Source organism: Leifsonia sp. Root227, from assembly GCF_001428745.1.
Taxonomy (GTDB): Bacteria; Actinomycetota; Actinomycetes; order Actinomycetales; family Microbacteriaceae; genus Leifsonia.
Genome location: NZ_LMIO01000004.1, coordinates 208591 through 221751 on the forward strand (window position 1 = coordinate 208591; position 13161 = coordinate 221751).

The 13161-nt window shown below is 64.8% G+C and carries 11 protein-coding genes and 2 tRNA genes; 2 read left to right on the forward strand and 11 right to left on the reverse strand.

Annotated features, from left to right (window positions below):
- Positions 1–22: 22 nt before the first annotated feature.
- Entirely contained in the window at positions 23–886 is an 864-nt protein-coding gene (locus tag ASE16_RS15670) for an Fpg/Nei family DNA glycosylase (RefSeq protein ID WP_055897155.1), read from the forward strand.
- A 9-nt stretch (positions 887–895) separates the two neighbouring features.
- Here ASE16_RS15670 and ASE16_RS15675 read toward each other — a convergent pair whose 3' ends face one another.
- Entirely contained in the window at positions 896–1336 is a 441-nt protein-coding gene (locus ASE16_RS15675) for a rhodanese-like domain-containing protein (RefSeq protein WP_055897158.1), read from the reverse strand.
- Positions 1337–1428: 92 nt separating this feature from the next.
- Here ASE16_RS15675 and ASE16_RS15680 point away from each other — a divergent pair, with 92 nt between their 5' ends.
- A complete protein-coding gene (locus tag ASE16_RS15680) occupies positions 1429–1893 on the forward strand; it encodes an Lrp/AsnC family transcriptional regulator (protein ID WP_055897161.1) in 465 nt (154 codons plus the stop codon).
- Positions 1894–1940: 47 nt separating this feature from the next.
- Here ASE16_RS15680 and ASE16_RS15685 read toward each other — a convergent pair.
- The 10 genes from ASE16_RS15685 to dnaA all read right to left on the reverse strand — a co-directional run bounded on the left by ASE16_RS15685 (position 1941) and on the right by dnaA (position 12984).
- Positions 1941–2013 (reverse strand) — tRNA-Ala (locus tag ASE16_RS15685).
- Between the two features lie 44 nt (positions 2014–2057).
- Positions 2058–2134: transfer RNA gene (locus ASE16_RS15690), tRNA-Ile, on the reverse strand.
- 80 nt (positions 2135–2214) lie between these two features.
- A complete protein-coding gene (locus ASE16_RS15695) occupies positions 2215–2628 on the reverse strand; it encodes a DUF3566 domain-containing protein (protein ID WP_055897164.1) in 414 nt (137 codons plus the stop codon).
- Entirely contained in the window at positions 2618–5155 is a 2538-nt protein-coding gene (gene gyrA, locus ASE16_RS15700) for a DNA gyrase subunit A (protein ID WP_402853620.1), read from the reverse strand. The genes ASE16_RS15695 and gyrA overlap by 11 nt, the downstream gene beginning before the upstream one ends.
- 31 nt (positions 5156–5186) lie before the next feature.
- Positions 5187–7160, reverse strand: coding sequence for a DNA topoisomerase (ATP-hydrolyzing) subunit B (gyrB, locus tag ASE16_RS15705; protein WP_055897169.1), 1974 nt, complete (start codon positions 7158–7160; stop codon positions 5187–5189).
- 124 nt (positions 7161–7284) lie between these two features.
- Positions 7285–7800 (reverse strand): DUF721 domain-containing protein, encoded by a 516-nt coding sequence (locus ASE16_RS15710; protein WP_055897172.1) that lies wholly within the window; start codon positions 7798–7800, stop codon positions 7285–7287.
- A complete protein-coding gene (gene recF / locus ASE16_RS15715) occupies positions 7793–8992 on the reverse strand; it encodes a DNA replication/repair protein RecF (RefSeq protein ID WP_055897175.1) in 1200 nt (399 codons plus the stop codon). Before recF ends, ASE16_RS15710 begins: the two co-directional genes overlap by 8 nt.
- 6 nt (positions 8993–8998) lie before the next feature.
- Positions 8999–9886 (reverse strand): phosphogluconate dehydrogenase (NAD(+)-dependent, decarboxylating), encoded by an 888-nt coding sequence (gene gnd, locus ASE16_RS15720; protein ID WP_055897178.1) that lies wholly within the window; start codon positions 9884–9886, stop codon positions 8999–9001.
- 35 nt (positions 9887–9921) lie between these two features.
- On the reverse strand, positions 9922–11067 hold the full coding sequence (gene dnaN / locus ASE16_RS15725; RefSeq protein ID WP_055897181.1) for a DNA polymerase III subunit beta: 1146 nt from the start codon (positions 11065–11067) through the stop codon (positions 9922–9924).
- 492 nt (positions 11068–11559) lie between these two features.
- Positions 11560–12984, reverse strand: coding sequence for a chromosomal replication initiator protein DnaA (dnaA, locus tag ASE16_RS15730; RefSeq protein WP_055897186.1), 1425 nt, complete (start codon positions 12982–12984; stop codon positions 11560–11562).
- Between the last annotated feature and the right edge of the window lie 177 nt (positions 12985–13161).

Below are 13161 nucleotides of genomic sequence, written 5' to 3' on the forward strand. Positions count from 1 at the left end.
TCGCACGCGGCAGACTGGAGGGGTGCCTGAACTTCCGGAAGTCACGGCTCTTGCGGCCGACCTCGACGCGCGCCTGCGCGGCCGGGTCATCGACACGCTCAGCATCGTCGCCTTCGCCGCGCTCAAGACCTTCGATCCCCCGGTGTCCGCGGTCACCGGCACGACCATCGCCGGGGTGACGCGGCACGGCAAATTCCTCGACATCGCAGCAGGCGACCTGCACATCGTCATCCACCTGGCGCGGGCGGGGTGGATCCGCTGGCGCGACGCTCCTCCCCCTCCGCCGACAGGACGGCCTGGCAAGGGGCCCCTCGCCGCGCGCCTCGTCCTCGACGACGGCTCCGGGCTCGACATCACGGAGGCAGGGACGAAGAAGAGCCTGTCCATCTCCGTGGTGCACGCCGCATCGGATGTCCCCGGCGTCGCCAGACTCGGGCCGGACCCTCTCTCCCCCGCTTTCACCGAGGAGGCGTTCGCGCGCATCCTCGGTGACGCGGGCCGCGCGCAGATCAAGGGCGTGCTGCGCAACCAGTCGATCATCGCCGGCATCGGCAACGCGTACTCGGACGAGATCCTGCACACGGCCAAGATGTCTCCGTTCAAGCCGGCGTCGATGACGCCGGAGGAGGTCGCCAGACTCTACGCGGCCATGCAATCGACGCTCCGGGACGCGCTCGCCCGCGCCGACGGACTGGCCGCCTCCGAGCTCAAGGGCGAAAAGAAGCTCGGGATGCAGGTGCACGGCCGCACGGGGCAGCCGTGCCCGGTCTGCGGCGACACCGTGCGTCAGGTGATCTTCGCCGACTCGACGCTGCAGTACTGCCCCACCTGCCAGACCGGAGGCAAGCCGCTCGCCGACCGCGTGCTGTCTCGGCTGCTCAAGTAGCACGGGCGGTCAGCAGTCGCAGGTGATCGCATCCACGTGCACGGGCGCGGTCAGCTCGTCCGTGCCGCGTTCGACAGGCCCGTTGTCGTTCTCGATGCCGAGGCCCTCGCGTGCCCAGTACTCGAAGCCGCCGATCATCTCTTTGACCGGGTAACCGAGCAGGCTGAACTGCAACGCCGCCCGCGTGGAGCCGTTGCAGCCGGGACCCCAGCAGTAGACGACCACGGGCATCCCCTCCGGGATGAGCGCTGCGACCCGCTCTCCGATCTGCGCGGTGGGCAGGTGGATGGCACCGGGGATACGCGCCTGAGCCCAGGCCGCATCTCCGCGCGAGTCCACCAGAACGAACGGCTCCCCCGCCTCCCGAGCCGCCCGGACGTCGGAAGGGTCGGTCTCGAACTCGAGCTTGCTGGCGAAGTGGCGGGCTGCTTCTGCGGCTGTGATGGTCATGACCACAGATTAGGGATGCGCGCGGTCGGTTTGAAGAGACGTTCACCGGCATTCGACACCAAACGCCGTCGATCCGATGGCAGAATCGGCGCATGACCGCGAATCCGCCATACATGACCGATTCGGTCGACGACGCCCTGCTCGCCGAGCTGCAGCGGGACGGCCGCCAGTCGATCGCCGAACTCGCCAGACGCGTCCACATGTCGAACTCCGCGGTCGCCGAGCGCGTGCGCCGTCTGGAAGAGGCGGGCGTGATCGGCGGCTACCGGGCCGTGGTGGACCCTGAGCGCCTCGGCTACGGGATCCTCGCGTTCCTGCGCCTGCGCTACCCGAGCAGTGTCTACACGCCGCTTCACGAGCTGCTGGCGGAGACGCCGGAGGTGGTGGAGGCGCACCACGTCACCGGAGACGACTGCTTCATCCTGAAGGTGGTGGCAACGTCGATGCGACACCTGGAGCAGATCAGCGGCACGATCGGAACCCTGGGCAGCGTCACGACGAGCGTCTCGTATTCGAGCCCGTTCCCGACGAGGGCGATCGTGCCGCCGGAGAGGTAGCCGCGTGAGAGGTGCCGGCTCGAAGAATGCCGACGTGAGAAGAACTGTGGAGCCTAGGAGATTCGAACTCCTGACATCCTGCTTGCAAAGCAGGCGCTCTACCAACTGAGCTAAGGCCCCGGAGGGGCTGTGATCCGAGAAGAAACCTGACTCTCAAAACACAGTGGTGGGGATACGAGGACTTGAACCTCGGACCTCTTCGTTATCAGCGAAGCGCTCTAACCGCCTGAGCTATATCCCCGATTGGGCAGATTAGAGACTACCTGATCTGCCCGTCCAATGCGAAATCGGCGGGGTGCCGAACCGCACGGGATGGTCGTTCTAGTTGTTGGTGAAGCCGACGAGCAGGCCGCCGGTGATCTTCACGGAAAGGTTGTACAGGAGGGCGAAGACGGCGCCGAGCGCCGTGATCACGATGATGTCGAGGATGCCGACGACGAGCGAGAAGCCCATCACCTGACCGAGGCCGAGAATCGACTTGAGGTCGCTTCCCCCCGCGCCGGAGATGTCCTTGAACAGGCTGTTGACCTGGTCGAAGATGCCCGTGCGGTCCAGCACGGTCCACACCAGGAACGTTCCGACGATCGCGATGATCGCCAGGCAGATCCCGGCGAGGAACGACAGCTTCACGGTCGACCAGAAGTCGATGTACACCAGTTTGAGACGTACCTGCTTGGCGGATCCAGGTCTCCGGGACGATTTCTTGGCGAGCTTTTCGGCGACACTACTGCTCATCTACGGTTTCTTCCTTCCCGACGTCCCCAGATTCTTCGTCATCTTCCTGAGAATCAAGGTTGCGTTCGGTGTTCTTGGCCAGAGCGATGATCTTGTCGGACTCGGCGAAACGTGCAAAGACGACACCCATGGTGTCTCGGCCCTTGGCGGGTACCTCGGCCACGGAGGAGCGTACCACCTTGCCGCTGGCAAGAACCACAAGGACCTCGTCGTCGTCGTCCACGATCAGCGCGCCCACCAGGTCGCCCCGGTCGTCGCTCAGTTTCGCCACCTTGATGCCCAGGCCACCGCGGTTCTGCAGGCGATACTGGTCGGCAGCGGTGCGCTTGGCGTACCCGCCCTCTGTCACGACGAACACGTAACCGTCGTCAGAGACCACGGATGCGTCGAGCAGCTTGTCGTCGTCGCGGAAGTGCATCCCGATCACGCCGGAGGTGGAGCGGCCCATCGGGCGCAGCGCCTCGTCGGACGCGGTGAACCTGATCGACATGCCCTTGCGGGAGACGAGCAGCAGGTCCGAGTCCTCTTCCACCAGCAGCGCCGAGACGAGTTCGTCCTCCTCGCGCAGCTTGATCGCGATGATGCCGCCAGAGCGGTTCGTGTCGTACTCGCTCAGCGCCGTCTTCTTGATCAGGCCGTCGCGCGTAGCGAGCACGAGGTACTTGGCCGCCTCGTAGTCGGGGATGTCGAGGATCTCCGCGATCTCCTCATCCGGCTGCATGGCGAGCAGGTTGGCCACGTGCTGACCCTTCGCATCCCGGCCTGCTTCCTGCAGCTCGTACGCCTTGGCGCGGTAGACGCGACCTTTGGTCGAGAAAAACAGCAGCCAGTGGTGCGTAGTGGTGACGAAGAAGTGGTCGACCACGTCCTCCCCGCGGAGCTGGGCACCCTTGACGCCCTTGCCGCCGCGGTGCTGGCTGCGGTAGTTGTCGCTGCGGGTGCGCTTGATGTAACCGCCGCGCGTGACGGTGACCACCATCTCCTCTTCGGGGATGAGGTCTTCCATGCTCATATCGCCGTCGAAGCCGAACATGATTTCGGTGCGGCGATCGTCGCCGAAGCGGTCGACGATCTCGGTGAGCTCATCGCTGACGATCGTGCGCTGACGCACAGGGTCGGCGAGGATCGCCTGGAAGTCCGCGATCTCGCGCTCGATCTCGTCGTGCTCGTCGATGATCTTCTGACGCTCGAGTGCGGCCAGGCGGCGCAGCTGCATCGCGAGGATCGCATCCGCCTGGATGTCGTCGACGTCGAGCAGGTCCTTCAGGCCGGTGCGTGCGTCGTCCACGGTCGGGGACCGGCGGATGAGCGCGATGACGTCGTCCAGCGCATCCAGTGCCTTGAGGTAGCCGCGCAGGATGTGCGCCCGTTCCTCCGCCTTGCGCAGACGGTAGCGCGTGCGCCGGACGATGACCTCGATCTGGTGGTCTACCCACGCAGTGATGAACCCGTCGAGCGCGAGGGTGCGCGGCACGTTGTCCACGATCGCGAGCATGTTCGCGCCGAAGTTCTCCTGGAGCTGGGTGTGCTTGTACAGGTTGTTCAGCACGACCTTGGCGACCGCATCCCGCTTCAGCACGATCACGAGGCGCTGGCCGGTGCGGCCGGAGGTCTCGTCGCGGATGTCGGCGATGCCGCCGATCTTGCCGTCCTTGACCAGGTCGGCGATCTTGATCGCGAGGTTGTCCGGGTTGACCTGGTACGGCAGCTCGGTGACGACCAGGCAGATCCGGCCCTGGATCTCCTCGATGGACACGACGGCGCGCATCGTGATCGAGCCGCGGCCGGTGCGGTAGGTGTCCTGGATGCCCTTGATGCCGAGGATCTGCGCACCGGTCGGGAAGTCAGGTCCCTTGATGCGCTTCATCAGCTCTTCGAGGAGCTCCTCGCGCGGCGCTTCCGGGTTGGCCAGGTACCACAGCGCGCCGTCCGCGACCTCGCGGAGGTTGTGCGGCGGGATGTTCGTGGCCATGCCGACGGCGATGCCGACCGAGCCGTTGACCAGCAGGTTCGGGAAGCGGCTCGGCAGGACGGCCGGCTCCTGAGTGCGACCGTCGTAGTTGTCCTGGAAATCGACGGTCTCCTCGTCGATGTCGCGGACCATCTCCATCGCGAGCGGAGCCATCTTGGTCTCCGTGTATCGCGGGGCGGCCGCGCCGTCGTTGCCCGGCGAACCGAAGTTCCCCTGGCCGAGAGCGAGCGGGTAGCGGAGGCTCCACGGCTGCACGAGACGGACGAGGGCGTCGTAGATGGCGGAGTCACCGTGCGGGTGGAACTGACCCATCACGTCGCCGACGACGCGGGCGCACTTCGAGAACGCCTTGTCCGGCCGGTATCCACCGTCGAACATCGCGTAGATCACGCGACGGTGGACGGGCTTGAGGCCGTCGCGCACCTCGGGCAGCGCGCGCCCGATGATGACGCTCATCGCGTAGTCGAGGTAGGAGCGCTGCATCTCCGACTGCAGGTCGACCTGGTCGATCCTGCCGTGGACGCCGAATCCGGCTCCTGCGGTGTCGTCGGTCACGATGTCGTCTCCCTGGGGGCCTTCGATGTTGTCAGATGTCAAGGAAACGCACGTCCTTCGCGTTCTTCTGGATGAAATTGCGGCGCGACTCGACGTCCTCGCCCATCAGGGTGGCGAAGATCTCGTCGGCCGCGGCGGCGTCGTCGAGAGTGACCTGCAGCAGTGTGCGGGTCTCCGGGCTCATCGTGGTCTCCCACAGCTCCTTGTAGTCCATCTCGCCGAGACCCTTGTAGCGCTGCACGCCGTTGTCCTTCGGGATGCGCTTGCCCGCCGCGATCCCGTCGGCCAGGAACGCGTCGCGCTCCCGGTCGGAGTACACGTATTCGTGCTCCGCGTTGGTCCACTTGAGGCGGTAGAGCGGCGGCTGTGCGAGGTAGACGTAGCCGAGCTCGATGAGGGGACGCATGTAGCGGAAGAGGAGGGTGAGCAGCAGCGTGGTGATGTGCTGGCCGTCGACGTCGGCATCGGCCATCAGCACGATCTTGTGGTAGCGCGCCTTCTCCGGGTTGAAGTCCTCGCCGATGCCGGCGCCGAACGCGGTGATCATCGCCTGCACCTCGTTGTTCGCGAGAGCGCGGTCGAGCCGTGCCTTCTCGACGTTGAGGATCTTGCCGCGCAGCGGAAGGATCGCCTGCGTCTCCGGGTTGCGGCCCTGGACGGCCGAGCCGCCTGCCGAGTCGCCCTCCACGATGAAGATCTCGGAGATGGACGGGTCCTTGGACTGGCAGTCCTTGAGCTTGCCCGGCATCCCGCCGCCCTCGAGGAGGCCCTTGCGACGTGCGGTCTCGCGGGCCTTGCGGGCGGCGAGTCGTGCGGTCGCGGCCTGGAGCGCCTTGCGGATGATCTCCTTGGCCTGGTTGGGGTTGCGGTCGAACCAGTCGCCGAGCTGGTCGCCGACGACCTTCTGGACGAACGCCTTCGCCTCTGTGTTGCCGAGCTTGGTCTTCGTCTGGCCCTCGAACTGCGGCTCGGACAGCTTCACCGAGATGACGGCGGTGAGACCCTCGCGCACGTCGTCGCCGGAGAGGTTGTCGTCCTTCTCCTTCAGGATGTTCTTCTCACGCGCATACCGGTTGACCAGCGTGGTCAGTGCGGCGCGGAAGCCTTCCTCGTGCGTTCCACCCTCGTGGGTGTTGATGGTGTTGGCGTAGGTGAAGACGCTCTCGTTGTAGCTCGTGGTCCATTGCATCGCGACCTCGAGCGCGATCTTGCGCTCCGTGTCCTCCGACTCGAACGCGATGATCTCGTCGTGGACGACCTCGGCCTTCTTGGCGGAGTTGAGGTAGTGCACGTAGTCGATGAGGCCCTGCTCGTAGAGGAAGACCTCGGAGCGCGGCTCCTCCTGTCCCTCTTCGAGGCGCTCGTCGGTCAGCGCGATGCGGAGCCCCTTGTTGAGGAACGCCATCTGCTGGAAGCGGGTGCGCAGGGTGTCGTAGTCGAACTCGACGCTCTCGAAGGTGTCTGGGCTCGGCCAGAACGTGATCGTCGTTCCCGTCGCATCCGTCTCTTCGCCCATTTCGAGCGGAGCCTCCGGAACGCCGTTTCGATAGCTCTGGCGATAGACGTTGCCCTGGCGGCTGACCTCGACGTCGAGGCGCGAGGACAGCGCGTTCACCACGGAGCTGCCGACGCCGTGCAGACCGCCGGAGACCGCGTATCCGCCTCCGCCGAACTTGCCGCCGGCGTGCAGGATGGTCAGAACCACCTCGACGGTCGACTTCCCCTCCACGGGGTGGATGTCGACCGGGATGCCGCGACCGTTGTCGATCACCCTGACACCGCCGTCGGCGAGGATGGTCACGTCGATGTTGTCCGCGTGACCGGCGAGCGCCTCGTCGACGGAATTGTCGACGATCTCCTGCACGAGGTGGTGGAGCCCGCGGGGGCCGGTCGAACCGATGTACATTCCGGGTCGCTTGCGTACGGCTTCGAGACCCTCGAGGACCTGGATCTCATTCGCGCCGTAGTCGTGTTCCGACTCAGCCTTGCTCGGTTCCATCGTCATATGAAATTAGGCTCCTGACCGCACTCAGTAGTGACCTATTCATTCTACCAAGCGCAGGAAGCCTCGCGGGGCGAAAACGCCCGTCTGACGCGTTGTTTTCCCTCGATTGACCTCTTTTGTGCACTCAACCGTAAGTATCGCGCGGGCCACGCCCTGGAATCGACCTGGGGCCTCTTTTCCAGGAGGGGGCGTCTGGGCCTTGAAAACGGATCGACTGGATGTCCGCATCGGGGAATCGCTCCGCGATCCTGGCGAGGAGGTCGGAGCGCATGATCCTGAGCTGTGTCGCCCAGGCCGTCGACTCGCACCGGACGGTGAGCACGCCATCGGTGATGCCCTCCGGAATCGCGTGCTTCGCCGTCTCCTCCCCTGCCAGTTCGAGCCATCCGGCGAGCAGGTCGGACTGGGCGAGGGATGACGTCCAGCCGAGCTGGACCGCGAGAGCGTCGACCACGTCGCCGAGCCCGCGCGGGTCGCGTCCCTTGCCGAACGGCTGGCTCGCCGATGGATCCGCGTCCTTCTTCTTGATCCTGCGGCTGCGGCTGGTCGGCGCTCCGCCGAAGAGTTCGCGCATCCGGAGGTAGGTGGCGGAGGCATCACTGAGCGGCGCTGCGTCGATGGATGCTTTCTGATCAGCCATCCACCGCTCCCTTCTCTGTCCCGTTCTCCGCGCTCTCGTCGACCACGGCTCCCGCTTCGATCCGCACAGTGTGCGCTGTCAGCTCGCCTGGCACGTCGTCGAATACGGCCGCCGTGATGAGCACCTGCTCGTAACCCCCTACGGCGGTTGCGAGCATCCTACGCCTGGCCTGATCCAGCTCGGCGAACACGTCGTCGAGGATCAGAACGGGGTCACCGGTGTTCGACTCGCGGCGCAGCAGCTCGGCGGAGGCGAGCTTCAGCGCGAGCGCGAACGACCAGGACTCCCCATGGCTGGCGTACCCCTTGGCGGGGAGCCCGTTCAGTTCGAAGAGCACATCGTCACGGTGCGGCCCGATCAGGGTCAGTCCGCGATCGAGCTCTTTGCGGCGCACGGAGGCGAGGGCCTGCCGGAACGCATCGGTCGTGGCGACACCGGATGAGTCGGTTACGGAATCGGCCGACCCGGCATCGTCCGTGTCCTCGACCTCAGCTCCACGAATGGTCAGCAGCGGGATGAGCCGGGGATGATGATCGTCGCCGGCCACGGAGCGGTAGGCGTTGGTGAGCGGATCGGTGAGGCGCGCGATCAGGTCGAGCCGCGCATCCACCAGTTCGGCACCCAGCGCGACCAGGCGCTCGTCCCAGATGTCGAGTGTTCCGAGCTGTCCGTCCTTGACTCCGGATGCGCGGGCCGACTTGAGCAGGGTGTTGCGCTGCTTGAGCACACGCTCGTAGTCGGCGAGCACTCCGGCGAACCGCGGATTCCGCTGCACGAGCAGTTGATCCACGAACCGGCGGCGGATGCTCGGCTCTCCGCGCACGAGGGCGAGGTCCTCCGGCGCGAACAGCACGCTCGAGAAGTAGCGGGGAAGCTCGCGGGTCTTGATCGCCGACCTGTTCACCTGCGCCCGGTTGGCGGACCCGCGGTTGAGCTGCAACTCCACCAGCAGTTCGCGGCCGTCGTGCTGGATGCGGGTGCGCACGACGGCGGACTCCGCATCCTTGCGAATCATGGCCTGGTCGCTCGACACCCGATGCGACCCGAGGGTGCTCAGATAGCCGAGCGACTCGACCAGGTTCGTCTTGCCCTGGCCGTTGCGGCCGACGAAGAGGTTCGCGCCGGCCGCAAGCGGAACTTCCGCCGTGCGGTAGTTGCGGAAGTCGGTCAGGGAAAGATGTGTAACTCTCAAAGAGGGTTAGTCCACGGCCTTCACGGCGTGGCCGCCGAACTGGTTGCGCAGCGCAGCTACGGCCTTCATCGCCGGCGAGTCCTCCTGGCGCGAAACGAAGCGCGCGAAGATCGAGGCGCTGATCGTGGGGACGGGCACGGCGTTCGCCAGAGCCTCCTCGACGGTCCAGCGACCCTCGCCGGAATCCTGCACGTAGCCTTCGATGTGCTCGAACTCCGGGTCCTGCTCCAGCGCGCGCACCAGCAGGTCGAGCAGCCAGGAGCGGACGACCGTTCCGCGCTGCCACGCCTTGAACGTGCCGGTGACATCCTTGACGATGTCTTTGCGAGTGTCGAGGAGCTCATAGCCCTCGGCGTACGCCTGCATGAGCGCGTACTCGATGCCGTTGTGCACCATCTTGGCGTAGTGGCCTGCGCCGACCTCGCCGACGTGGACGAAGCCCTCGTCGTGTGGGCCCTCCGGGCGCAGCGCGTCGAAGACCGGCATCACACGCTCGACCTGGGCGGCGCTGCCGCCGACCATCAAGCCGTAGCCGTTGTCGAGACCCCAGACGCCGCCGGAGACACCCGCATCCATGAAGTCGATGCCCTTGGGGGCGAGCTGCTCCGAGTGCTTGAAGTCTTCCGTGAAGCGGGAGTTTCCTCCGTCGATCACCAGGTCGCCCTTTTCGAGCAGCGGCTCGAGGTCGGTGATCACGGCATCGGTGATCGCGCCGGCGGGGACCATGACCCACACGGTGCGCGGAGCGGGCAGCGCGGCGACGAGATCGGCGAGGGTGGCGACATCCGAAACCTCGGGGTTCGTGTCGTAGCCGGTCACCTCGATGCCGTTCTTCTCGAGGCGGGCACGCATGTTGTTGCCCATTTTTCCGAGACCGACGAGGCCGATGTGCATGATTGTCCTTCTTCTCTGTTCGAGCGGACGGCGGGTTACCTGAGCAGCAGGTTGGGCTGCAGGAGGTACTTGTAGTTGTCCGCGCCTGCCTGGTCCTTCGATGTCTGGCTCGTGATCAGAACAGGACCCGGCTTGTTGGGGTTTTCGGTCTTGGTGAAGGAAATGCGCACGAATTCCGAGTGCACGGCACCGAGACCATCGAGCAGGAACTGCGGCTTCAACGAAACCACCGTTTCCTGGCCAGTGAGGAGAGCGTCGATGCTCTCGGATGCTTGAGCCTGCTCCGAGCCGATGGCCTCCAGGGTGAGGCCGTCTGCTGAGAAGGTGTAACGGAGGGCGGCCTCACGCTCGAGCACGAGGGCGACGCGCCTGGTCGCTTCGATGAGCTCGGCGGTGTTCACGACCGCATAGTTGTCGACCTGCTCGGGGAAGAGCCGGCGCACGGGTGGGAAGTTGCCCTTGATGAGCAGTGAGGTCACGGTCTTCTTGTCCGCGGTGAACGCGATGAGCTCGCGGTCGTCGCGGTTCGTGATCGAGACGGCGATCGTTCCGCTGTGACCGAGCGTCTTGCCGATCTCGGTGAGGGTGCGCGCAGGCACGAGCGCGGTGACGGGCTCCCCGGAGGTGGTGCCGTTGTCCCAGTTGATCTCCCTGACAGCCACCCGGTAGCGGTCGGTGGCCACCAGGCCGAGGGTGTTGTCTCCGACTTCGAGCTGGACGCCGGTGATGACGGGCGTGACATCGTCTCTGGATGCGGCGACACCCACCTGGGCGACGGCCTCCGCGAATTCTTCAGCAGGAACGAGGCCGGCCTGGCCGCTCACCTGCGGAATGCTCGGATATTCCTCGACGGGCATGGAGAGCAGCGTGAAGTTCGCGGATCCGGCGCGAACGACGATCTTGGACTCTTCGGTGGAGAACTGCACCGGTGCGTTGGGAAGTTTCGCCGCGATCTCGGCGAGCAGGCGACCGGAGACCAGCACGCGACCTGGTTCCTCGACCTCGGCGGCGATCTCCGTCTGCGCAGAGACCTCGTAGTCGAACGACGAGAGCTGCAGTCCTGTGTCGGTCGTCTCGATCAGCACACCACTCAGGATGGGGAGAGTCGTCCTCTGGGGAAGGAGCTTCACGGCGAAGGAGACGGCTTCACTGAATACATCCCGGTTGGCTTGGAACTTCACGAAGTCACCTCTGTCGTCGGCGGGAAATGGATCGTGACAAATCCTAGCGCTTGCCTCTGCCGCGAATAATTGTGATTCGAGCGATCGGGGTTCAGGTTGTCGGCCTCCCCATTCAGAAGACTTAATGATTAATGGTGTTAACCGCTGTGGAAACTGTGGATAACTCTGTCGAGACCAGTCGATCACTGGGAACTACACGTTTGTGACTTGTTGATGACCTGGGGATTCCTGTTGTTTGCAGGGGAAGTGGTCTGTGCCGAGGTTGGCCTCCATTCACAGGCATCCATGATTCGTCCCCATTAACGGGTCGGCTTTCCTACACTTCTCCACAAGTTATCCACAGGTGTTAATAATCCGCTGTCCCCACTCTGGGGACAGATATGTGGATAACTCGACGCGATGGATGCGCATCCCTAGGCCGCCTCGAGCGTGTCGCGGGCGCCTGGAACGGCCGCTCCTCGCATCCGGAGTGTGCGAGGGAGCAGAGAACGGCTACTTGCTGTAGCGGTGGTTCTGCTTGATGCGGCTGGTGAGCTCTGTGACCTGGTTGTAGATCGAGCGGCGTTCTTTCATGAGCTCGCTGATCTTCTTGTTGGCGTACATCACGGTTGTGTGGTCGCGATTGCCGAACAGCTGCCCGATCTTCGGCAGGGAGAGGTTGGTGAGCTCGCGGCAGAGGTACATAGCGATCTGACGCGCGGTGGCGACCGCCTGCGAGCGGCTCGAACCGTAGAGGTCGTCGACGGTGAGTTTGAAGTAGTCGGCGGTGTTGGTGATGATGTCGGTCGGCGCGATCACGTTGTCGTCGTCGAGCGTGATGAGGTCTTTGAGCACGGTCTGCACGAGCGGCATGTCGACCGGTGTGCGGTTGAGGCTCGCGAACGCGGTGACCCGGATGAGGGTGCCTTCGAGCTCACGGATGTTGCTCGACACCTTGGTCGCCATGAACTCGAGGATGTCGTCCGGCACCTGGATCTTCTCGCTCTGTGCCTTCTTGCGGAGGATCGCGATGCGGGTCTCGAGGTCGGGCACCTGCACATCGGTGATGAGGCCCCACTCGAAGCGGGATCGCATCCTGTCTTCGAAGCCGGTGAGGAGCTTGGGCGGCAAGTCGCTCGTGATCACGACCTGCTTGTTGTGGTCGTGCAGCGTGTTGAAGGTGTGGAAGAACGCCTCCTGCGTCTCGACCGCTCTCTGCAGGAACTGGATGTCGTCGATCAGGAGGATATCGATGTTGCGGTACCTCGCCTGGAAGGACGATCCGCGGTTGTTGGCGATCGAGTTGATGAAGTCGTTCGTGAACTCCTCACTACTGACGTAGCGCACCCGGATGCCCGGGTACAGGCTCATCGCGTAGTGGCCGATGGCGTGCAGGAGGTGCGTCTTGCCGAGGCCGGAGTCGCCGTAGATGAAGAGCGGGTTGTACGCCTTGGCCGGAGCTTCGGCGACCGCGACCGCTGCGGCGTGTGCGAAGCGGTTCGACTGGCCGATAACGAAGTTGTCGAAGCTGTACTTGGGGTTGAGGCGGGTGTCGTTGTTGCGCGGGGGCGCCGTGATCTCGACCGGAGGGGCGACCATCGGCGCCGGCGACTCGATGTATGCGGCGTTGGCCGGCTCGGTGGGGCCCGCCATCGTCTCCTGCTGGATCTCCGGGTTGACCACGATCGCGAAGGTGTTGACCGCGAGCGACTCATCGAGGCCGCCGATCGCATTGAGCAGGGGGACGCGGCTGCGCTGTTCGATCATCCCCCGGGTGAACTCGTTCGGGACCTCCAGGTAGAAGGTTCCGGCCATGATGCCTTTGGGCTCGACCAGACTGAGGAATCCGTGCAGCTGCGGGGTGATGCGGTCGTCGGTCTCCAAGGAATCGAGCACCGTTTGCCATGCCGCAGAAATGGACTCTTCGCCGCCTGCCATCGTTCCCCGTATTCGTCTCGTGTGGATGCGGTCAACCGATGGAGCGCAGTCGACTCCGTCGTCGTCGTGTCCATCGGGTCGGCCGCGCGTGCGCTGCCGGAAGGTATTCACAGGGTTATCCACCGCCGTGTGTCCAATACCGTAGCGATCTCCGGCCGATTTTGGGATGGGCTGGGG

Bases quoted from the DNA above. Each gene is read 5' to 3' on its own strand.
- ASE16_RS15675 (WP_055897158.1), bottom strand. From the start codon at position 1,336: ATGACCATCACAGCCGCAGAAGCAGCCCGCCACTTCGCCAGCAAGCTC.
- ASE16_RS15680 (WP_055897161.1), top strand. From the start codon at position 1,429: ATGACCGCGAATCCGCCATACATGACCGATTCGGTCGACGACGCCCTG.
- ASE16_RS15695 (WP_055897164.1), bottom strand. From the start codon at position 2,628: ATGAGCAGTAGTGTCGCCGAAAAGCTCGCCAAGAAATCGTCCCGGAGA.
- gyrB (WP_055897169.1), bottom strand. From the start codon at position 7,160: ATGACGATGGAACCGAGCAAGGCTGAGTCGGAACACGACTACGGCGCG.
- ASE16_RS15710 (WP_055897172.1), bottom strand. From the start codon at position 7,800: ATGGCTGATCAGAAAGCATCCATCGACGCAGCGCCGCTCAGTGATGCC.
- gnd (WP_055897178.1), bottom strand. From the start codon at position 9,886: ATGCACATCGGCCTCGTCGGTCTCGGAAAAATGGGCAACAACATGCGT.
- dnaA (WP_055897186.1), bottom strand. From the start codon at position 12,984: ATGGCAGGCGGCGAAGAGTCCATTTCTGCGGCATGGCAAACGGTGCTC.